21 protein-coding genes are annotated in these 20,804 nt (G+C 44.1%); all 21 read left to right on the top strand.

Annotation, left to right across the window (positions count from 1 at the left end; all coding sequences use genetic code 11):
• The first annotated feature begins 226 nt into the window (after window positions 1–226).
• On the top strand, window positions 227–1,522 hold the full coding sequence (locus ACESTK_RS19850) for a dihydroorotase (RefSeq protein WP_373120586.1): 1,296 nt from the start codon (window positions 227–229) through the stop codon (window positions 1,520–1,522).
• Between the two features lie 46 nt (window positions 1,523–1,568).
• Window positions 1,569–2,495, top strand: coding sequence for an orotidine-5'-phosphate decarboxylase (gene pyrF, locus ACESTK_RS19845; RefSeq protein WP_173770350.1), 927 nt, complete (start codon window positions 1,569–1,571; stop codon window positions 2,493–2,495).
• A 10-nt stretch (window positions 2,496–2,505) separates the two neighbouring features.
• A complete protein-coding gene (locus ACESTK_RS19840) occupies window positions 2,506–3,288 on the top strand; it encodes a dihydroorotate dehydrogenase electron transfer subunit (protein ID WP_195699890.1) in 783 nt (260 codons plus the stop codon).
• Entirely contained in the window at window positions 3,285–4,190 is a 906-nt protein-coding gene (locus ACESTK_RS19835; protein WP_118579040.1) for a dihydroorotate dehydrogenase, read from the top strand. Before ACESTK_RS19840 ends, ACESTK_RS19835 begins: the two co-directional genes overlap by 4 nt.
• Window positions 4,191–4,551: 361 nt before the next feature.
• The gene (gene pyrE / locus ACESTK_RS19830) at window positions 4,552–5,226 is read left to right on the top strand and encodes an orotate phosphoribosyltransferase (protein WP_118579037.1); all 675 of its coding nucleotides are present in this window, start codon (window positions 4,552–4,554) and stop codon (window positions 5,224–5,226) included.
• Between the two features lie 79 nt (window positions 5,227–5,305).
• Window positions 5,306–5,458, top strand: coding sequence for a hypothetical protein (locus tag ACESTK_RS19825; protein ID WP_173717277.1), 153 nt, complete (start codon window positions 5,306–5,308; stop codon window positions 5,456–5,458).
• Between the two features lie 10 nt (window positions 5,459–5,468).
• Entirely contained in the window at window positions 5,469–5,945 is a 477-nt protein-coding gene (locus ACESTK_RS19820; RefSeq protein ID WP_270431018.1) for a VanZ family protein, read from the top strand.
• 107 nt (window positions 5,946–6,052) lie between these two features.
• Window positions 6,053–6,367, top strand: a complete 315-nt coding sequence (locus tag ACESTK_RS19815) for a DUF6142 family protein (protein WP_118579034.1) — start codon at window positions 6,053–6,055, stop codon at window positions 6,365–6,367.
• Between the two features lie 74 nt (window positions 6,368–6,441).
• The gene (locus tag ACESTK_RS19810; RefSeq protein ID WP_215660470.1) at window positions 6,442–7,047 is read left to right on the top strand and encodes an HD domain-containing protein; all 606 of its coding nucleotides are present in this window, start codon (window positions 6,442–6,444) and stop codon (window positions 7,045–7,047) included.
• Window positions 7,048–7,157: 110 nt separating this feature from the next.
• On the top strand, window positions 7,158–9,218 hold the full coding sequence (locus ACESTK_RS19805) for an aminopeptidase (RefSeq protein ID WP_373120588.1): 2,061 nt from the start codon (window positions 7,158–7,160) through the stop codon (window positions 9,216–9,218).
• A 140-nt stretch (window positions 9,219–9,358) separates the two neighbouring features.
• Window positions 9,359–9,865, top strand: coding sequence for a 5-(carboxyamino)imidazole ribonucleotide mutase (gene purE, locus ACESTK_RS19800; protein WP_118579028.1), 507 nt, complete (start codon window positions 9,359–9,361; stop codon window positions 9,863–9,865).
• A gap of 129 nt (window positions 9,866–9,994) precedes the next feature.
• Entirely contained in the window at window positions 9,995–11,020 is a 1,026-nt protein-coding gene (purM, locus tag ACESTK_RS19795) for a phosphoribosylformylglycinamidine cyclo-ligase (protein ID WP_373120585.1), read from the top strand.
• A complete protein-coding gene (purN, locus tag ACESTK_RS19790; RefSeq protein ID WP_118579026.1) occupies window positions 11,014–11,640 on the top strand; it encodes a phosphoribosylglycinamide formyltransferase in 627 nt (208 codons plus the stop codon). The genes purM and purN overlap by 7 nt, the downstream gene beginning before the upstream one ends.
• A gap of 10 nt (window positions 11,641–11,650) precedes the next feature.
• A complete protein-coding gene (gene purD / locus ACESTK_RS19785) occupies window positions 11,651–12,925 on the top strand; it encodes a phosphoribosylamine--glycine ligase (protein WP_148462741.1) in 1,275 nt (424 codons plus the stop codon).
• Window positions 12,926–13,066: 141 nt separating this feature from the next.
• Window positions 13,067–14,260 (top strand): FprA family A-type flavoprotein, encoded by a 1,194-nt coding sequence (locus ACESTK_RS19780; protein ID WP_373120584.1) that lies wholly within the window; start codon window positions 13,067–13,069, stop codon window positions 14,258–14,260.
• 23 nt (window positions 14,261–14,283) lie between these two features.
• Window positions 14,284–14,382 (top strand): DUF6783 domain-containing protein, encoded by a 99-nt coding sequence (locus ACESTK_RS19775; protein WP_368369533.1) that lies wholly within the window; start codon window positions 14,284–14,286, stop codon window positions 14,380–14,382.
• A gap of 157 nt (window positions 14,383–14,539) precedes the next feature.
• Window positions 14,540–15,433: an SseB family protein gene (locus ACESTK_RS19770; protein ID WP_195477767.1), complete on the top strand. Its 894-nt coding sequence runs from the start codon at window positions 14,540–14,542 to the stop codon at window positions 15,431–15,433.
• 140 nt (window positions 15,434–15,573) lie between these two features.
• The gene (locus tag ACESTK_RS19765; protein ID WP_118579020.1) at window positions 15,574–15,945 is read left to right on the top strand and encodes a GntR family transcriptional regulator; all 372 of its coding nucleotides are present in this window, start codon (window positions 15,574–15,576) and stop codon (window positions 15,943–15,945) included.
• A gap of 62 nt (window positions 15,946–16,007) precedes the next feature.
• Window positions 16,008–18,467: an ATP-dependent Clp protease ATP-binding subunit gene (locus tag ACESTK_RS19760; RefSeq protein ID WP_373120583.1), complete on the top strand. Its 2,460-nt coding sequence runs from the start codon at window positions 16,008–16,010 to the stop codon at window positions 18,465–18,467.
• Window positions 18,468–18,648: 181 nt separating this feature from the next.
• Window positions 18,649–19,062: an endosialidase gene (locus tag ACESTK_RS19755; RefSeq protein WP_148462737.1), complete on the top strand. Its 414-nt coding sequence runs from the start codon at window positions 18,649–18,651 to the stop codon at window positions 19,060–19,062.
• The gene (gene radA / locus ACESTK_RS19750; protein WP_373120581.1) at window positions 19,056–20,432 is read left to right on the top strand and encodes a DNA repair protein RadA; all 1,377 of its coding nucleotides are present in this window, start codon (window positions 19,056–19,058) and stop codon (window positions 20,430–20,432) included. Before ACESTK_RS19755 ends, radA begins: the two co-directional genes overlap by 7 nt.
• Window positions 20,433–20,804: the final 372 nt, after the last annotated feature.

Raw genomic sequence — 20,804 nt, 5'->3', positions numbered from 1 at the left:
TCAATATAACAAGCCCCAGCAAAAAGCCGGGGCTAATACTTCAATTATTTTAGGACATTTTCAAAAACGCTTGACAGGATAATTAAAATTGTGCAACAAAAAATATAATTGGGTGGAAGATATAAGGAAAAATGCCGGAAGGGAAAAAAACTCTTTATTAAATGAAAAAATTCGTGTATGATAGGTTGTGATAAAGTTTACGTTATACCAGAAGGGAGAGAACCAAATGGGTATTCTGATTCGAGGCGGACGTGTTGTGGATGCGGCTGCTCAGATTGATAAAATTGCGGATGTTTATCTGGACGACGGCGTAATCCAAAAAGTGGGAGAGAAGCTGGAAGCAAAGGATAAAGATGACAAGATTATAGACGCTAAGGGACTGGTAGTAATGCCAGGCCTTGTGGATCTTCACGTACATTTTCGTGATCCTGGACAGACGGAGAAGGAAGACATTGAAACCGGTTCCCATGCAGCTGCAAGAGGCGGTGTGACTACTGTAGTGGCGATGCCGAACACCACACCGGTTATTGACAGCCCTGACCGTGCAAACTATGTGAAAAATAAAGCTGCGCAGGTTTCCGCTATTCATGTGCTCCAGGCAGGAGCCATGACAAAGGGAGAACTTGGGGAAGAGCTTTCTGATATTGCAGGCATGGCAGCAGCAGGAGTACCTGTTCTTTCCGAAGATGGTAAATCTGTTATGAAAGCAAGCCTTTGCAAGCAGGCGATGGAAGAAGCCGTGAAAGCCGGACTTCCTATTTTTGATCACTGTGAGGATATGTCTCTTCGTGGAAACGGCTGCATGAATGAGGATGAGAACGCCAAACGCCTTGGGCTTCCGGGAATCTGCAATTCTACAGAAGATACCATTGCGGCAAGAGATTCTTTGCTTGCCATTGAGACAGGCGCTAAGCTGCACCTTTGCCACTGTTCTACAAAAGGTGTTGCAATTATGATGAAAATGTTAAAGGCAGAAGGCATTGAGAATGTAACAGCAGAAGTTTGCCCCCATCATTTTATACTCACATCTGATGATATTGAAAGAGATGATCCAAACTATAAAATGAATCCGCCTCTCCGTACCAGGAAAGATGTGGATGCGCTGATTGAAGGTCTGAAAGAGGGCTACATTCAGGTAATCAGCACGGATCATGCCCCACACACCCAGAAAGACAAAACCGGTTCCATGAGAACCGCAGCTTTCGGAATTGTGGGAATCGAGACCAGCTTTGCACTTAGTTACACCGCTCTTGTAGAGACTGGAATCCTCACTCTTTCCCAGCTTGTAGAGAAGATGAGCTACAATCCGGCTCAGATTCTGAACCTGCCATGTGGAACCTTACAGAAAGGACATCCGGCAGATGTGATAATCGCGGACATTAAGAATCCATATACCATTCACAAAGCAGACTTTGTTTCCAAAGGCAAAAACACCCCATTTGAGGGCAAAGAGGTGAAAGGAAAGATTCTATACACTATTTGCGATGGTAAGATTGTGTACAAGGATTCTGCTGATAAATAAGAAAAAAATGAAATTTCCAGGAAAACATATTAAGGAGGAAACACCCATGATCAACAAACTTATTGCCAATATCAAGAAAACAGGAGCCCCTATTGTAGTAGGCCTTGACCCAATGCTGAATTATATTCCGAAGCAGATCCAGGAAGCTGCATTCAAGGAATTCGGAGAGACGCTGGAAGGTGCTGCAGAAGCAATCTGGCAGTACAATAAAGGAATTGTGGATGCCACATATGATCTGATTCCTGCTGTGAAGCCGCAGATCGCTATGTATGAACAGTTTGGAATTCCGGGACTTATGGCTTACAAGCGTACTGTAGATTATTGCAAGGAAAAAGACCTTGTAGTAATTGGAGATATTAAACGTGGTGATATCGGTTCCACATCTGCAGCTTATGCCGTTGGACATCTTGGAAAGGTTCAGGTAGGAAGCAAGACTTATGTTCCATTTAATGAGGATTTTGCAACTGTAAACCCATATCTTGGAACAGACGGAGTGAAGCCTTTCATGGATGTTTGTAAAGAAGAGAAAAAAGGAATTTTTGTTCTGGTTAAGACCTCCAATCCGTCCAGCGGTGAGTTCCAGGACAGAATAATTGAAAAACGTCCTCTCTATGAGTGGGTTGGTGAGAAAGTTGCCAAATGGGGAGATGAGCTTATGGGAGACGGTTACAGCTATGTAGGCGCAGTTGTAGGTGCTACCTATCCGGAAATGGGCAAAGTATTAAGAAAACTTATGCCAAAAACCTTTATTCTGGTACCAGGATATGGTGCACAGGGTGGTAAGGGTGCAGATCTTGTACATTTCTTTAACAAAGATGGTCTTGGCGCTATCGTAAACTCCTCCAGAGGAATTATTGCAGCTTACAAGCAGGAGAAATACGCAAAGTTTGGTGAAGCGAACTATGCAGATGCTTCCCGTCAGGCAGTGAAAGACATGATTCTTGATATCAGCACTGCACTTGAGAACCGCTAGGAGGAAGAAAATGGGTACAAAGGTAAAAGAAACCTGTACAGTCCTCAGCCAGGAATGTATTGGAAAAGACATTTACAGCATGTGGATTCAGACAAAGACCATTGCAGGGAATGCGAAGCCGGGACAGTTTGTTTCCGTTTATACACAGGATGGAAGCAAACTGCTGCCACGTCCTATCAGTCTTTGTGAGATTGATAAAGAAAAAGGTGCACTTCGCCTTGTCTATCGTGTAACAGGTCCGAAAACAGGTACAGAAAGCTTTTCCAGACTGCATGCAGGTGCACAGCTTGAACTTCTTGGACCTCTTGGAAATGGATTTCCGCTGGAAGAGGCTGCTGGCAGGAGGGTATTCCTTATGGGCGGAGGAATCGGTGTTCCGCCTATGCTGGAGACCATGAAGCAGCTGGATGCTAAGAAGATTGCAGTTCTTGGCTATCGTGATGAGCTGTTTTTAAATGAGGAATTTGAAAAAAATGGTGAGGTATACATTGCAACAGAAGACGGCTCTGCCGGAACCAAAGGAAATGTAATGGATGCGATCCGGGGGAATGACCTGGAAGCAGACGTGATTTTTGCCTGTGGTCCTAAGCCTATGCTTCGCGCCATCAAGGCCTATGCACTGGAGAAGGGAATCCCCTGCTGGGTTTCCATGGAAGAGCGCATGGCATGTGGTATCGGTGCCTGCCTTGGCTGTGTATGCCAGTCCACAGAAACGGATGCCCATTCTCATGTACACAATAAGCGCGTATGTAAAGACGGTCCGGTGTTCAGAAGTACGGAGGTGGAGTTATGAGCAAAATGAGCGTAAATCTTGCAGGAGTGACTCTGAAAAATCCAGTAATGACTGCATCTGGAACATTTGGTTCCGGTGCGGAATACAGTGAATTTGTAGATTTGAATAATCTTGGTGCAGTCGTGACAAAAGGCGTGGCAAATGTGCCGTGGCCTGGAAATCCTACACCCCGTGTAGCAGAGACCACAGGAGGAATGCTGAATGCTATCGGTCTTCAGAATCCTGGAATCGATGTTTTCTGTGAGAGAGATATTCCATTTCTGAAGAAATTCGATACGAAGATCATTGTAAATGTATGCGGAAAGACCACAGAGGACTACTGTGAGGTTGTGGAACGTCTTGGAAATGAGCCTGTAGATATGCTGGAGATCAATGTATCCTGCCCGAATGTAAAGGAAGGCGGCATTGCCTTTGGACAGAATCCCAAGGCTCTGGAGGCCATTACAAGAGAAGTAAAAAAATATGCCAGACAGCCGGTGATTATGAAGCTGAGTCCTAATGTAACAGATATTACAGAGATGGCAAGGGCAGCAGAAGCAGGCGGTGCAGATGTGGTTTCCCTTATTAACACCATTACCGGAATGAAGATTGATATTAACCGCAGAACGTTTGCACTGGCAAATAAAACAGGCGGTATGTCCGGTCCGGCTGTGAAGCCTGTGGCAGTGCGTATGGTTTATCAGGTGGCAAATGCAGTGAAGATCCCAATCATCGGAATGGGTGGAATTGCAAGTGCTGAAGATGCCCTGGAATTTATTATGGCGGGCGCCACCGCAGTATCTGTAGGAACTGCAAATTTCATCAATCCATACACTACTCAGGAGGTTGTGGATGGTATGGCTGCATTCCTTGAGAGACAGAAAGTGGAAGATATTAATGAGCTGATTGGATGTGTGAAATAGGTTACTGTTCACTGGTGACATTCCGCGAGGTGTTTTTCGTGAACGTAGTTCACAGAAAACCCGAGAAGTGTGGTGCGAAATCATGCGAATGCATGATTTCTGTGCATCGCGAAGCGTGTTACTGTGAACGGAGTGAACAGTGACACTGAAATAGGTTTTACTTCGCGGTTTAAAAGAGATTTTGACCACGCCCATATTTTGTGCTACTATAAAGAGAGCGCGAAGCGGTTACATTACAGATCATGGAGTGAACAATAATGTAACTGGGCTTTGCTTTGAAACCGGCGTATGCAAGAGTTTTTTCAAATATGATTTAAGAAAGACCAATAACAGATACAGCCCATATACGAGGAGGATAAAAATGGAACAGTATAAACAGGAATTTATTGAGTTTATGATTGATTGCAATGTATTGAAATTTGGAGATTTCGTAACCAAATCCGGAAGAAAGACTCCGTTTTTTGTAAACACAGGATTTTATCGTACAGGAGCTCAGTTAAGAAAATTAGGACAGTATTATGCAAAAGCAATTGAAAGCAAATTCGGTCTGGATTTTGATGTGCTTTTTGGACCTGCATACAAGGGAATTCCGCTGACTGTTGCAGCGACAATGGCAATCAGCGAGGAGTATGGCAAGGATATCCGCTATTGCTCCAATCGTAAAGAGGTAAAGGATCATGGGGATAAGGGAATTCTTCTTGGAAGCCCGATTGAGGACGGAGATAAGGTTGTGATCATCGAGGATGTTACGACAGCCGGAACTTCTATTCAGGAGACGCTGCCGATCATCAAAGCCCAGGGTGATGTTTCTCCAATCGGTCTTGTGGTTTCTGTAGATCGTATGGAGCGCGGACAGGGTACCAAGAGCGCTTTAAAGGAGATTGAGGAGAAATATGGCCTTAAGACAACTGCTATTGTAACTATGGCAGAGGTGGTAGAGCATCTTTACAACAAAGAGTATAAAGGGAAAGTCATCATTGATGACACATTAAAAGCTGCTATTGATGCATACTATGAGCAGTACGGCGCAGAATAAGAAAATTTTATGCAGCATTAAAAATTCTGAAAGTGTGCTGCGGCAACTGGCGGCATAATGATAAAAGGAGGAAATGCTGATGAGTGAAAAGCTTTATAAAATCGTATCTGGCGTGGGCGCTGGAAGTATTGCACTCGGGATCATCACACTGGTGACAGGTGTGTCCACTGGTATTCTCATGATCGTGAACGGTGCCAGACTTCTGAAGGGCAAATCCGATATGATGATTTAAGGGGATTTTTTTGAAAAAGGAAACGAAGAATTTAATTCGCCGTATGGGAATCCTGCTGTTCGCCATCTATATAATCTTTCTTGTCTATTTTCTGTTCTTTTCAGAGGAATATGGCAGGGCGGCAGAGGCGCAACGGGTATACAGGTATAATCTGATTCCCTTTGTGGAAATCAGAAGGTTCTGGATATACCGGGAGCAGCTTGGCACATTTGCAGTATTTTCCAACATATTCGGAAATGTGATAGGCTTCCTGCCTTTCGGGTTTATCCTTCCTGTTATTTTCCGAAGAATGAACAGCGGTTTTCTCATCTGTGTATCAGGATTTATATTAAGTCTGACTGTGGAAGTGATCCAGCTGGTCACGAAGGTTGGCTGTTTTGATGTGGATGATATGATTTTGAACACCCTGGGGGCAACCTTGGGGTATGTTCTTTTTTTCATCTGCAATCATATTCGAAGGAAAGTCCTGGATAGCAGCCATGAATGAGCCATGCTTACCTAAGCGGATTTATGGATATTGTATGGCAGCAGCTGACTTTCATATTTTGACATGCCTGCGTGGGCAGACATGTCCATTTAGGAGAAAGTTCCATTATGGCAAGAAGATATAGATATTCATTTACAAAGAAAAAAGAAGCGAAAAAAGGGAAGCTGTCTGCCGGTCTGGCGGCAGCGTCCTTTTTGTTGTTTATAACGGCTGTTGTCCTGGCGTATCTTTTGGATGACAGCTTTGGGTTTCTGGTAGGAGGAGTGGGTTTATTTGCCACCCTTCTTTCCGTATACGGATTTATTATGGGACTGCTCAGCTTTTCTGAGGAGGGCAGAAGCCATAAAACCAGTATTATCGGTTCGATCAGCAATGGATTGTTTCTGATTGTGTGGATCGGAGTATACCTGACTGGATTGTAGAGCACGGCGTATGTATTGCGGAAATACGTTTGAAAGCAATAATAATTGATCAGACAGGGGAAAGGGGAATATATATGGATGAACGTTTAAAAAAGCAATTAGACTTTATTCTGGAAGCAGATAAAGTGAAAAATATTATGCGTCAGACCTATCTGGCGGATGGAAAACGCAAGGAAAACGATGCAGAACATTCCTGGCATCTGGCACTTATGGCAGTACTTTTGAAAGAATATGCACCAGAGGAAGTTGATCTTTCCAAAGTCATTCCTATGGTACTGATTCACGATCTGGTAGAGATTGATGCCGGAGATACCTATGCTTATGACGCTGTTGGGGGAGCTACCCAGCATACAAGAGAAGAAGCTGCTGCACAGCGCATTTACGGCCTTCTTCCAGAAGACCAGGGAAAATGGCTTTATGATCTTTGGGAAGAGTTCGAAGCTTATGAAACACCAGAGGCCAAATATGCGCACATGCTGGACAACAGTCAGCCACTTTTTCTGAACAATGCTACAGATGGAATCAGCTGGGTAGAGCATGGCGTGAAGAAAAGTCAGATTTACACACGAAACCGCCGTACTGGTGAGGGAGCACCAAAAATCTGGGAATATATGCAGGAATTGATTGACCAGCATGTAGAAAAAGGACATGTGATCGATGATATGTCCAAAAAAGAATAAGAAGTGTGCTGATCGCGGAAAAAATTATTCAAACAGGCGCTGTCGGTGCCGTGACGGATAGCTTCGTATAAAAAAATGAAAAGTGAGGGAAACGTGTGGACGAATTACTGATGGAACGTTATGCTCTTGCAAAAGAAAGAGTATGTGAGATCAAAGAGGAGAAAGCAGTACAGATGCCATATCTGGACTTTTTCCAGAAAACAGCTGCTTTTCTTGAAAAAAATGTGGAAATTATGGATGGCGTTGTATTTTTGGGAGAAGCCAGGGAACCAAGGAAACTTGCAGATGCGGCTGACTTATCTATAGATGAATGGAAAGAACTGAATCGTGATCTGTATGCAGATATCCTTCCGGAAAATTATAGAAACAGCTACGGAAATCCGGTTTATGCTTGTGAAAAGCTTGGGGAATACGGAAAAGACTTTTCTTTCCTGTATGCAGAGCTGCGTGGTATTGTGGTCTATGCCTTTGAAAAGAGGCTGTGGGACATAACTGTGCTTCTGGAGCTTTTTCTGGAAGTTTATGGCGCTTTTGCTCAGGAAGAGGTTCCTACAGAGGAAGAATTGAGGGGGATTTTAAATTCCTATGCAAATGATTACTGCCAGGATATGATAGAGTACCGCACTAGAGAGTGCGTGGACCCGGAGCTGGATTTTGCGGCAAAAATTATCATGCGTTCTGATATTTCAGACTTTCGTTACCTGTATCTGTTTGGAGAATACATTACAGAGAATGAACTTGGAGTGGCTGCATTTCTTAACGGTCTTTCCCAGGAAGAAATCGATTCCTGCGCAAGAACCTATACGGAGGGCTACCGTTTGGGATTTGTAAATGGACACAAAGACCTGAGCAAAAAGAAAACAGTCAATATCCGCTACAACCTTGGTTTTGAACGTATGGTAAAAGCGGCAATTCTTCAGTTTGAGGAGATGGGGCTGAAGCCAGTTATATATCGCTATCCGACCCATGCGGTAAACAGGCGCGGCTCTTATAGAATTGGCTATACAGGCGCTGTTGCAAACCCGCAGTTTGACTATGATCATCGACAGGACGGGGCACTTTTTCTGGATCAGGATTTTGTGCAGAAGCGCCTTCGTGCCCTGCAGACTTCCTATGAGAAATATAAGGAGCTGGCGTATGTTCACGCTGGTCCAGCCTGCATTGAGGTATTTGGGGAAGCTCCGTTTTCACCGGTGAGTGTAAAAGAGGCATGGCAGTTCAGTGATGCCCAGCAGAAGCTGGAAATTGAGATGCAAAATGAAGCTGGACAGATTACAAACCGCTACATTAAAGGTGATGAGAGAAGTTTTACCATTATTGCATATCCGGTCCCTGAGATCGGCGGTGATTATGAGGAGATTTTCCGCCAGATCGTGAAAATCAACACCCTGGATTACCAGCTTTACCAGAAAATCCAGCAGACCCTTATCGATACTCTGGATACCGCAGAATGGGTATCTGTAAAGGGAAAAGGAGCAAATGAAACAGATCTCAGGATACATTTGCACACTCTTACCGACCCGGCGAAGCAGTCCAATTTCGAGAACTGTGTAGCGGATGTAAATATTCCCGTTGGTGAAGTGTTTACTTCCCCGGTCCTTTCCGGAACAGACGGTCTTCTTCATGTAAGCCAGGTATATCTGGAAGGTCTTCAGTTCCGTGATCTGAAGCTTGAATTTAAAGATGGAAAAATTACATCCTATTCCTGCGGGAATTTTGAAAATGAAGAAGAGAATAAAAAATATATTGAGGATAATATCCTGTTCCATCATCCAACACTTCCAATGGGTGAATTTGCAATCGGAACGAATACTACGGCTTATGTAGCTGCGAAGAAATACAATATTGCAGATAAGCTGCCTATTCTGATCGCAGAAAAAATGGGCCCCCATTTTGCAGTAGGTGATACCTGTTACAGCTGGTCTGAGGATACTGCCGTGTACAATCCGGATGGAAAAGAGATCATTGCAAGAGATAATGAAATCTCCATTTTGAGAAAAGAAGATATAAGCAAGGCGTACTTTGGCTGTCATACAGATATTACCATTCCTTATGATGAATTGGGAAGCATCTGTGTTCCTGGAAAGAATGGGGAGAAAATTTCGATTATTGAGGATGGCAGATTTGTGCTGGCCGGAACGGAAGAATTGAATAAACCTTTTGGGGAATAAAGGAAAGTTTAAAATCTAACAGCAAAATTAATTAGCCCTATAAAATTTTTCTTTGCCTCAATCGTATTGACAGAAAATGTTATTCTTAGTAGAATTTACGCGAATGGTAGTTCTAAATATAACTAAAAGAGGAGAATATTATGCCAAAAGTAGGAATTGTAATGGGCAGTGATTCAGATATGCCGGTAATGAGCAAGGCAGCAGACATTCTGGAGAAACTTGGGATTGATTACGAAATGCGTATCATCTCCGCACACAGAGAGCCGGACGTGTTCTTTGATTATGCGAAGACAGCTGAGGAAAAAGGATTTAAGGTCATCATTGCAGGTGCCGGTATGGCAGCACATTTACCAGGAATGTGCGCAGCGATTTTCCCGATGCCGGTTATCGGAATTCCTATGCACACTACATCACTTGGGGGAAGAGATTCCCTGTATTCCATTGTACAGATGCCATCCGGCATTCCGGTAGCAACTGTTGCAATTAACGGAGGGGCAAATGCTGGTCTTCTTGCAGCGAAGATTCTTGCGACATCCGATCCTGAGCTTCTTGCACGTCTGAAAGCCTACAGCCAGGAGCTGAAAGAGCAGGTCGAAGCCAAGGATGCGAAATTACAGGAAGTGGGACATAAGGCTTATACAAAATAGAATTATACAGCAGGGGCAGAATAACCTTTTCTGCTGATGCAGGTGAAGAATCCTGCGAGGCAGGATCTTTCTATGAAAACCATAATAAACACCATAATAGAAACCATAAAATTCTGGGAGGAAAAAGGCATGGATTACAAGAACGCGGGCGTTGATATTGAGGCAGGATACAAATCAGTAGAATTAATGAAACAGCATATTGCAAAGACTATGAGACCAGAGGTACTTGGAGGAATCGGCGGATTCTCAGGTGCTTTTTCCATGAACAGCTTCAAGGATATGGAAGAGCCTACACTGGTTTCCGGAACTGACGGAGTTGGAACCAAGCTGAAACTGGCATTTATTATGGACAAACATGACACTGTTGGAATCGACTGTGTAGCAATGTGTGTAAACGATATTGCATGTGCAGGCGGAGAACCTCTTTTCTTCCTGGACTACATTGCCTGTGGAAAGAACTATCCGGAGAAGATTGCTGAGATCGTAAAAGGCGTTGCAGAAGGCTGCTACCAGTCAAGCGCAGCCCTCATCGGCGGCGAAACTGCTGAGATGCCAGGATTTTATCCGGTAGACGAGTATGACCTGGCTGGATTTGCAGTTGGCGTTGTTGATAAAAAAGACCTGATTACGGGAGAGAATTTAAATACCGGAGATGTTCTGATCGGAATGGCATCCTCAGGCGTACACAGCAATGGTTTCTCTCTTGTCCGCAAAGTGTTTGAGATGACAAAAGAGTCTCTGGACACATATTATGATGAACTTGGAACTACCCTTGGTGAGGCCCTGATCGCACCAACCAAGATTTATGTAAAAGCTCTTAAGAGCATTAAAGATGCAGGGGTTAAGATCCACGCATGCAGCCATATCACAGGCGGCGGTTTCTATGAGAATGTACCTCGTATGCTGAAAGAGGGCACAAGAGCCGTGATTGAGAAAGACAGTTATCCGGTGCTTCCGATCTTTAAGCTTCTTGCAAAGACTGGAGACATTGAAGAAAAGATGATGTACAACACCTACAACATGGGACTTGGTATGGTTCTGGCAGTTGATCCGGCTGATGTAGATAAGACTATGGAAGCAATCAAGGCAGCAGGTGAGACACCATACGTAGTAGGACGTATTGAAGCAGGAGAAAAGGGAGTGACATTATGCTAAAGGTTGCTGTCCTGGTATCAGGAGGCGGTACCAATCTCCAGGCAATTCTGGATGCCATTGATTCCGGCAGGATCACCAACGCGGAAGTTTCTCTTGTGATCAGCAATAATCCAAATGCTTACGCACTGGAAAGAGCGAAGAACCATGGTATAGAGGCTGTCTGTATTTCCCCTAAAGAATTTGAAAACCGTGAAGAATTTCATAAGGCACTTTTAAAGAAATTGCAGGAAAGCGGTGCAGAACTGATTGTTCTTGCAGGCTATCTGGTTGCAATTCCACCTATGATCGTGGAGGCATTTCCAAATAAGATCATCAATATCCATCCATCCCTGATTCCATCCTTTTGCGGCGTAGGATACTATGGACTTCATGTTCATGAAGCTGCCTTAAAAAGAGGCGTGAAAGTAACAGGTGCTACTGTTCATTTCGTGGATACAGGTACAGATACCGGCCCTATTATTTTGCAGAAAGCAGTAAAAATCGAGTCGGATGATACCCCACAGTCTCTTCAGAGAAGTGTAATGGAAAAGGCAGAGTGGAAGATCCTTCCGAAAGCAATTAATCTCATTGCCAATGGAAAGATTTCAGTAGAAGATCATATTGTGACTATCAGCGATTAAGGAGGAGATTATGAAAGTACTGATCGTAGGAAGCGGCGGAAGAGAGCATGCAATCGCATGGAGTGTATCCAGAAGCCCTAAGGCAGATAAGATTTACTGTGCACCGGGAAATGCAGGAATTGCAGAGTATGCAGAGTGCGTGAACATTGGTGCTATGGAATTTGAAAAACTTGCTGATTTTGCTCAGGAAAATCAGATAGACCTTACCATCATCGGTATGGATGATCCGTTGGTAGGCGGTATAGTAGACGAGTTTGAATCCCGTGGTTTACGGGTATTCGGACCTCGTAAAAATGCAGCAATCCTGGAAGGCTCTAAGGCATTTTCCAAGGATCTGATGAAGAAATACAACATTCCAACAGCCGCATACGAGAATTTTGATGACCCGGAAAAGGCACTGGTTTATCTTCGCACCGAAGCAAAATTCCCTATCGTCCTCAAAGCAGACGGACTTGCTCTTGGAAAAGGTGTTCTGATCTGTCAGAATCTTCAGGAGGCAGAAGCTGGTGTGAAAGAGATCATGGAAGATAAGAAGTTTGGAAGCGCCGGAAATACCATGGTTATTGAGGAGTTTATGACTGGTCGTGAAGTTTCCGTTCTTTCTTTTGTAGATGGAAAAACAATTAAAACCATGACCTCCGCACAGGATCATAAGCGTGCAAAGGACGGTGACCAGGGCTTAAATACAGGCGGAATGGGAACCTTTTCTCCCAGTCCTTTCTACACAAAAGAGGTGGATGAGTTCTGTAAGAAATATGTATATCAGCCAACTGTGGATGCAATGGCTGCTGAAGGAAGAGAATTTAAAGGAATCATTTTCTTTGGTCTGATGCTGACTGCAGATGGTCCGAAGGTACTGGAATACAATGCCCGTTTCGGAGATCCGGAAGCACAGGTTGTTCTTCCACGTATGAAGAACGACATTGTAGAAGTTATGGAAGCCTGCATTGATGGAACTCTGGATCAGATCGATCTTCAGTTTGAGGACAATGCCGCTGTTTGTGTAGTTCTCGCAAGTGACGGATATCCGGTGAAATATGAGAAAGAAATCCCGATGTATGGATTTGAGAATTTCAAGGATAAAGAGGGATATTACTGTTTCCATGCCGGAACCAAGTTTAAGGATGGACAGATCGTTACAAATGGTGGACGTGTTGTAGGAATCACAGCCACAGGCAGCAATCTGAAAGAGGCCAGAAAAAATGCCTATGCGGCAACAGAGTGGATCACTTTTGCAAATAAATATATGCGCCATGATATTGGAAAAGCAATTGACGAAGCATAATTAAATGGTATAAAATAGGCAGGAGACAAGAGTGTTTCCTGTCTGTTTTTGGTTATGGAAGTCCTGACAGGATGAAAATACAAAAGTCAGAGAATTCTGTGTTGCAGAATTTGTTTAGCAAAAGCATTAGGAGGAACCATTATGTACAATGTGAAGAAAGTAAACGAAGATTTATACTGGATCGGTGCAAGTGACAGAAGACTTGCCCTTTTTGAAAATATTTACCCGATTCCAAGAGGAGTTTCCTACAACTCTTATGTGATCCTGGATGAGCAGACCGTGCTTCTGGATACAGTTGACAAGTCTGTGAGCGGACAGTTTTTTGAAAATCTGGAGCATGTTCTTGGAAACAGACCTTTGGATTATATGATCGTAAACCATATGGAACCAGATCATTGTGCAATTGTGGAAGAGGTGGTAAGAAGATTCCCGGAAGTGAAGGTTGTGGGAAATGCCAAGACCTTTAACATGATGAAACAGTTCTTTACCTTTGACGTGGACGCCCATGCAGTTGTGATCAAAGAGGGAGATACCATCAGTACAGGTAAACATACCCTTGCGTTTGCCATGATCCCCATGGTTCACTGGCCGGAGGCAATGGTTACATACGATGCATATGACAAAGTGCTTTTCAGCGCAGATGCTTTTGGTACTTTTGGAGCGCTGAATGGAAATGTGTTTGCAGATGAAGTAAACTTTAAAGAAGAGTGGCTGGATGACGCCAGAAGATATCTGGTAAATATTGTTGGAAAATACGGCGGACCGGTTCAGAGTGCCCTGAAAAAGGCCCTTACACTTGATATCGCCATGATCTGCCCCCTTCACGGTCCTATCTGGAGAGAGGATCTTGGATGGTTTATTGACAAATATCAGAAATGGAGCACTTATACACCTGAAGATCATAATGTTGTGGTTATGTATGCCTCCATTTATGGAAATACGGAGAATGCAGCTGATGTTCTGGCAGGCAGACTGGCAGATGCAGGGGAGAAGAATGTGAAGGTTTATGATGTTTCTGTAACAGATCCCTCCTATCTGGTAGCGGAAGCATTCCGCTGTGACAGAATCGTATTTGCCTGCCCGACTTATAATGCAGGACTTTTCCCGAAGATGGAAACCCTGCTTCATGAACTTGCTGCCCACAATCTGCAGAAGAGAAAAATGGCAGTTCTGGAAAACGGTACCTGGGCTTCTACTGCAGGTAAGCAGATGAAAGAGATCCTTTCCGGTATGAAAGATATGGAAATCTATGAAGAGACGGTAACGGTAAAGTCTGCCCTGAAAGAAGACCAGCTGGCACAGCTTGATAAGATTGTAGAATTTATGACAAAATAAGAGAAGGCTTGTCGGATCAGTGGATGCCAGGCGTGACAAGATATGCCGAAAATTGGGGCGTGCAGCATGAAGAAATGATTTTTGGGACACGTTCTAGTATGGAACGCGGTAAAATTGCATAAAAACACTGACGGTTAGACTTTACTTTTTTGCAATTTTGTTATAAAATAAAACCTATATTAGGTTTTTGTCGATATGTTTTGAAATCTGCCAGACAGGACAAGGTTCATAGAATTTTCGTATACGACAGCAGGAAACCAGGACTGAGAGGATAATGACATGGGAATCACTGAACAGGAAGCAATTAAGGAATTACAGACAAGAGACGAAATCTTTGTAGCGTATTCACAGGCTACGAAGCTTCCATATGTAATTTGCGATCAAGAGAGCTTTAATGATCAGGTGTGGGTATTTGCCACAGAAGAGGAGATTAAAGCATTTGGCAAGAAGAAATTAGAGGATAAGATTCTTCTTATGGGAATGAAATATGAGAAGAAAGACTACCCAAGATTCTACGGCACACTTTATGCAATCGGTGTAAACAGTGTAGTATGGGTTGATGGAGAGAATCAGATTGAGGTTGAACTTACCAGAATTGCCAGACAGGCAGATTTCAGCCAGCTTGAGCCGAAGAAGCAGCCACTTTTTAATTCCACTCTTCAGCTTTCCGGTATCTATTTTATGCAGGAGCTCCGTCGCCCGATTAAGAAAGAGGAGCGCACTGTGAACCTTCGTGAAATGGAAGAAGAGCTGATCGTGAACCTTAAGAAATCTGAATTCCTGGTAGCTATGGCTACTGATCCGGAAGACCCGACCAAGGTTAACATTCCATATCTTAAGAACAAACAGGGGGATATTCTTCAGCCGGCTTTTACAGATGTTATGGAATTTGATAAATTTGCAAGAGGCAAGAAGCTTCGGGCAGCCAAGGTTCCATTTGCCAAACTGCCAGGTCTCATTATCAACCAGGCGAAAGCATTTGTGATCAACCCGATGGGATTCAATTTGATCCTTGACAGAGTACAGCTTGGAAAGATTCTGGGTGTTGAGATCCCTCCGGCTGCAGCACCGGCTGAGAGTGCGCCTGCTGAGGCAGCAGCTCAGGAGACTAAGGCATCAGAGGGTGAAGTAAAGGCAGAAGAAGCACCGGCAGCTGAGACACCGGTTCAGTAGGAATAGGGAGCGCTGCCAGTTTTGCAGATGGCTTATATTTAGACGAAGTGATTATTACGAAAGACAGGAAGAGACCGGGGCAGTATGACTCCGGTCCCTTTGTTTTGTAATATTCACTGTTTTTTACAGGGAGGGATAAAATGGTAATAGAGATAGATTTCCAGAGTGACGAGGCACTTTATACCCAGCTGATGAATCAGATCATTATGGGAATTGCCACATCCCGGCTGCAGGAAGGAGATCCTCTTCCATCTGTCAGACAGCTTGCGGATACCATTGGAATTAATATGCATACAGTAAACAAGGCCTATTCCTTGTTACGCCAGGAAGGATTTGTCTCCATTGACAGAAGAAAAGGCGCGGTAATCTGCCTGGATGTGGATAAATTAAGGGCTATGGAGGAACTGAAGCAGAATTTGCGTGTTGCGCTGGCAAGAGGCTGCTGCAATAATGTGACCAGGGAAGAAGTGCATAGTCTTATAGATGAGATCCTGGATGAATATGAGAAATAAAAGCGAGATTGTTCGAGAAATCAACTTGTTTGTACACTAGCGTAAGGAGGAACAATTGATCAATGCGAAATAAATTTACGAAACAGGCTCAGACAGCCCTGACACTGGCAAAGGCAGCAGCCATTGACTTTGAACTGGGCTATATTGGTACAGAACATCTTTTGCTGGGACTTTTAAGTGAGACAGAAGGCGCTGCCGGAAGAGTCCTGGAGGAATTTCAGGTAGATGGCAAGAAGCTGGTGGAACTGATCGACAAGCTGGTGACTCCGGCAGAAGTGGGAAATGTAACTGAGATTGAAATGAAGCCGGCATACAGTCCGAGAACAGAGAAGGTTCTGGAAAGTGCTGTGGCAGAGGCACAGAATTCTGGCTGTGAGAAGGCCGGAACGGAGCATTTGCTCCTTGCCATGCTCCGCGAGACGGACTGTGTTGGAACCAGGCTTTTATATACGATGGGAGTGAATATCCAGAAGCTTTATGCAGCAGTCCTTGGAGCCATGGGCTATGACAATGAGTCTATTCAGGAAGAGTTCCAGGCTGCCAAGGCCATGCAAAATCCCGGAGGCAGCCTGACACCGGCACTTGACCAGTACAGCCGTGATCTGACCCAGATGGCAGCAGAGGGCAAACTGGATCCTGTTGTGGGAAGGGAAAAGGAAATCAGCAGACTGATCCAGATCTTAAGCCGTAGAACCAAGAACAATCCATGTCTGGTAGGAGAACCTGGGGTAGGCAAGACTGCTATTGCAGAGGGGCTTGCCCAGAGGATTCTTGCAGGTAGTGTTCCGGAGACGATTAAAGACAAGCGACTGGTAGTGTTGGATCTGTCTGGAATGGTGGCTGGAAGCAAGTACAGAGGTGAATTTGAGGAGCGTATCCGTAAGGTCGTGGATGAAGTACGTGAGAATCAGGGGATTCTTCTGTTTATTGATGAGCTTCATACAATTATTGGAGCTGGCGGAGCAGAAGGAGCCCTTGACGCTTCCAATATTCTGAAGCCATCTCTTTCCCGTGGAGAATTGCAGCTCATAGGTGCGACCACTCTGGAAGAGTACCGCAAATATATAGAGAAGGATGCTGCTCTGGAGCGACGCTTCCAGCCGGTCACCGTGGAAGAGCCTTCTGAAGAGGAGGCTTACGAGATCCTGAAAGGACTTCGCCCATACTATGAAAGACATCATAAAGTAGAAATATCAGATGAAGCTTTGGAAGCAGCAGTTAAAATGTCAGTACGTTATATTAACGACAGATTTCTTCCGGATAAAGCAATCGACCTGATTGATGAAGCTGCTTCTAAGGTACAGCTTTCCGGATATCAGGCTTCTTCCGAGATTGAGGATTTAAGCCGTGAGATTCAGGAAATCCTTCAGGAGAAAGAGCGTGCCATCAAAACTGGTTATTTAAGTCTTGCCAAAGAATGTCAGGAGAAACAGAAGGAAGCAGAAGCCAGACTTGAGCAGCTTCAAGTAAAAGAAGAAAAGAAGAATCAGAGAAAATCCGGAAAAGTGGACGAAAAAGCCGTAGCTTCCATTGTATCCGACTGGACCAAAATTCCGGTACAAAGATTGACAGAAGGAGAAACCAGACGCCTTGCTCAATTGGAAAAAGAACTTCACAAACGCGTGATTGGTCAGGAGGAAGCGGTTCGTGCTGTTTCTCAGGCTGTAAAACGTGGTCGTGTAGGATTGAAGGATCCGAACCGTCCAATTGGTTCTTTCCTGTTTCTGGGACCAACAGGCGTTGGAAAAACAGAACTTTCCAAGGCGCTGGCTCAGGCTGTATTTGGCAGCGAACAGGCTATGATTCGTGTAGACATGTCTGAATATATGGAGAAACATAGTGTTTCCAAGCTGATCGGTTCTCCGCCAGGATATGTGGGATATGATGAGGGCGGACAGCTCAGTGAAAAAGTACGCAGAAATCCATACAGTGTTATTCTTTTTGATGAGATCGAGAAAGCACATCCGGATGTGTTTAATATTTTGCTTCAGGTGCTGGATGACGGACATATTACAGATGCCCACGGAAGAAAAGTGGATTTTAAACAGACAATCATTATCATGACTTCCAATGCGGGCGCACAGGCAATCGTAGAACCGAAGCAGCTTGGGTTTATTTCCCAGAAAGATGAGAAAAAGGATTATGAAAAAATGAAATCCGGCGTTATGGAAGAAGTGCGCCGTCTTTTCAAACCAGAATTCCTGAATCGAATTGACGAGATTATGGTATTCCACACCCTGAATAAGGAGGAAATCCGTAAAATTGTACTTCTACTCCTGAAATCACTGGAAAAACGTTGTGAGGAACAGATGGATATTCATCTGAATGTGACGAATTCTGCAGTAGATTATATTGCAGAAGCCGGATTTGATGCTAAATACGGTGCAAGACCTCTTCGCCGGGCCATTCAGTCCAAGATAGAAGACCGGCTGGCAAATGAGCTCCTGGAGGGTAAGATCAGGCGGGGAGACATCGTGCAGGTACAGTATAGAAATAAAGAAATTCGTTTTATTGTGAAGTAATATTAGGTTTGAACAGTAACCAGTAATATTCTAAAATTACTATAAATTTTATGTAAGGGACTGGCAAAGAAAAAAGTTTTATTATATAATATGTACAACATCGGGGAACCGGTGAAAAGGATCTGGCGAGGTGAAATCCGCTGGAGAACATAACGAAAGAGTCTTAGGGAGGACAAGCATCATGGCAGTAGTAAAGGAACTGATCCGTACAGAGGAAAATGGTACCATCAGCTTTGGAGATTATGAGAAAAACCAGAAATCAAAGGTTTCAGACTATCCCCATCAGGGAGATATGTATAAAGTAAAAACATTCAAGGAGATCACCAAGCTGGAACGCAATGGTATGTTTGTTTATGAGTCCGTACCAGGTACCGCTGTATTTGATCTTGCACAGGATGGAAGTCAGATGAGTTTTCGTGTAGAAGGACCGGAGGATGCACAGATCACGGTTGAACTTGAGGCAGAAGCTCAGTATGAAGTATATCTTGACGGAGCAAGCACAGGCAAAATGGAGACCAACCTTGGCGGAAAGCTTTCTTTCAGCGTAGAGCTTGGAAATGGCTCAGCTGTTGATGTAAAAATTGTAAAATGCTAAAAAACAAAAAAATGGTATATTTTTGCCAGGAGTGCGGTTACGAATCCTCGAAATGGATGGGACAGTGCCCTGGATGTAAGGCCTGGAATTCTTTTGCGGAAGAACCTGTATCCACAGGGAAAAAGGCATCAGGAGGCGGTAAGTCCGTTTCCAGGCAGCAGTCTGAACCAGTGATTCTGAAGGAGATCAGTCTGAAAGAGGATGAACGTCAGACAACGAACATAGGGGAACTTGACAGAGTACTCGGGGGCGGCATTGTCCCCGGGTCTTTGGTTCTTGTGGGGGGAGATCCGGGTATTGGAAAATCCACCCTTCTTTTACAGGTGTGCCGGAATCTGGCAGAGAATGGAAGCTCTGTCCTTTACATTTCTGGAGAGGAATCCCTGCGTCAGATCAAGCTTCGTGCGAATCGTATCGGTACTTTCAACGAGAATCTTCAGCTTTTATGCGAGACCAATCTGGATACAGTGCGTGAAGTGATGGAGCGGAAGAAACCGGATGTAGCAATCATAGATTCCATCCAGACCATGTTTGACGAAGAAATCGGATCTGCGCCGGGAAGTGTTTCCCAGGTGAGAGAATCTACCAATGTACTGATGCAGATTGCAAAAGGATTTGGAATCACGATTTTCATCGTTGGTCATGTTACCAAGGAGGGGAACGTGGCTGGACCGAGAGTGTTGGAGCACATGGTAGACACAGTGCTCTATTTTGAAGGAGACAGACATGCCTCCTATCGAATCCTGCGTGCTGTAAAAAACCGGTTTGGTTCTACTAATGAGATTGGTGTATTTGAGATGCAGGGCTCAGGTCTTGAGGAGGTTTCCAACCCATCTGAATATCTTCTGGAGGGACGGCCTGAGAATGCATCTGGATGTGTAGTGGCCTGCTCTATGGAAGGAACACGTCCGATTCTGGTGGAAATCCAGGCGTTGGTTTGCGAGAGCAATTTTGGTATTCCCAGAAGAACCGCAGTGGGAACAGATTTTAACAGAGTGAATCTTCTGATGGCTGTATTGGAGAAGAAGGTGGGACTTCGCCTTGCTTCATCTGACGCTTACGTAAATATTGCCGGCGGTATGAAGATGACAGAACCGGCGATTGATCTTGGAATCTGTCTGGCAATTGCATCCAGCATGAAGGATATTGTAATTCCAGATAAATTGATGGCTTTTGGTGAAATCGGACTTAGTGGAGAAGTACGTGCCGTAAGTATGGCGGGGCAGAGAGTGCAGGAGGCGAAAAAGCTGGGATTTGACACCGTGATCCTGCCTGAGGTATGCAGAAATTCAGTGGAAAAAGCAGATGGGGTTAATCTGGTCTATGTGAGACAGATTCAGGATGCCATCCGGTATATTATGAGTAAATAGGTTTCATGTTTGCGTTTGTGAAAATAGATAGAGAAATAATACTTGAAAAAGTAAGCAATGATAACCTGTACAAAAAATATGATTTTTTTTGTAAAAAGTGCTTGACGATTCTTTGCGGCAGTGGTATAGTAAACAAGCTGTCGCAAAGAATTGCTTCTGAAATACTGAAAAATAAAATAGTTTTCAGAAAATTTAAAATAACTGTTGACAAATGACTGAACTTATGATAAAGTAATCAAGTCGCTTGAACAGAACGACAGAAACAAACAGCTTTAGACAGGATCTTGAAAATCTGAAAAACTTTTGAAAAAAGTGCTTGACAAGATTTGGAAGATATGATAAAGTAAACAAGCTGTCGCAAAGAGATGACAG

Source organism: Ruminococcus sp. Marseille-P328 (genome assembly GCF_964249465.1).
Lineage (GTDB): Bacteria > Bacillota > Clostridia > Lachnospirales > Lachnospiraceae > Blautia_A > Blautia_A faecis.
This window is presented reverse-complemented; position numbering and strand designations above follow the sequence as displayed.

Bases quoted from the DNA above. Each gene is read 5' to 3' on its own strand.
- ACESTK_RS19765 (WP_118579020.1), top strand. From the start codon at position 15,574: ATGGTAATAGAGATAGATTTCCAGAGTGACGAGGCACTTTATACCCAG.
- pyrE (WP_118579037.1), top strand. From the start codon at position 4,552: ATGGAACAGTATAAACAGGAATTTATTGAGTTTATGATTGATTGCAAT.
- ACESTK_RS19815 (WP_118579034.1), top strand. From the start codon at position 6,053: ATGGCAAGAAGATATAGATATTCATTTACAAAGAAAAAAGAAGCGAAA.
- purD (WP_148462741.1), top strand. From the start codon at position 11,651: ATGAAAGTACTGATCGTAGGAAGCGGCGGAAGAGAGCATGCAATCGCA.
- ACESTK_RS19835 (WP_118579040.1), top strand. From the start codon at position 3,285: ATGAGCAAAATGAGCGTAAATCTTGCAGGAGTGACTCTGAAAAATCCA.
- ACESTK_RS19770 (WP_195477767.1), top strand. From the start codon at position 14,540: ATGGGAATCACTGAACAGGAAGCAATTAAGGAATTACAGACAAGAGAC.
- ACESTK_RS19840 (WP_195699890.1), top strand. From the start codon at position 2,506: ATGGGTACAAAGGTAAAAGAAACCTGTACAGTCCTCAGCCAGGAATGT.
- ACESTK_RS19805 (WP_373120588.1), top strand. From the start codon at position 7,158: ATGGAACGTTATGCTCTTGCAAAAGAAAGAGTATGTGAGATCAAAGAG.
- ACESTK_RS19780 (WP_373120584.1), top strand. From the start codon at position 13,067: ATGTACAATGTGAAGAAAGTAAACGAAGATTTATACTGGATCGGTGCA.
- purM (WP_373120585.1), top strand. From the start codon at position 9,995: ATGGATTACAAGAACGCGGGCGTTGATATTGAGGCAGGATACAAATCA.
- radA (WP_373120581.1), top strand. From the start codon at position 19,056: ATGCTAAAAAACAAAAAAATGGTATATTTTTGCCAGGAGTGCGGTTAC.
- purN (WP_118579026.1), top strand. From the start codon at position 11,014: ATGCTAAAGGTTGCTGTCCTGGTATCAGGAGGCGGTACCAATCTCCAG.
- ACESTK_RS19760 (WP_373120583.1), top strand. From the start codon at position 16,008: ATGCGAAATAAATTTACGAAACAGGCTCAGACAGCCCTGACACTGGCA.
- ACESTK_RS19775 (WP_368369533.1), top strand. From the start codon at position 14,284: ATGCCAGGCGTGACAAGATATGCCGAAAATTGGGGCGTGCAGCATGAA.
- ACESTK_RS19755 (WP_148462737.1), top strand. From the start codon at position 18,649: ATGGCAGTAGTAAAGGAACTGATCCGTACAGAGGAAAATGGTACCATC.
- purE (WP_118579028.1), top strand. From the start codon at position 9,359: ATGCCAAAAGTAGGAATTGTAATGGGCAGTGATTCAGATATGCCGGTA.
- ACESTK_RS19810 (WP_215660470.1), top strand. From the start codon at position 6,442: ATGGATGAACGTTTAAAAAAGCAATTAGACTTTATTCTGGAAGCAGAT.
- ACESTK_RS19825 (WP_173717277.1), top strand. From the start codon at position 5,306: ATGAGTGAAAAGCTTTATAAAATCGTATCTGGCGTGGGCGCTGGAAGT.
- pyrF (WP_173770350.1), top strand. From the start codon at position 1,569: ATGATCAACAAACTTATTGCCAATATCAAGAAAACAGGAGCCCCTATT.
- ACESTK_RS19850 (WP_373120586.1), top strand. From the start codon at position 227: ATGGGTATTCTGATTCGAGGCGGACGTGTTGTGGATGCGGCTGCTCAG.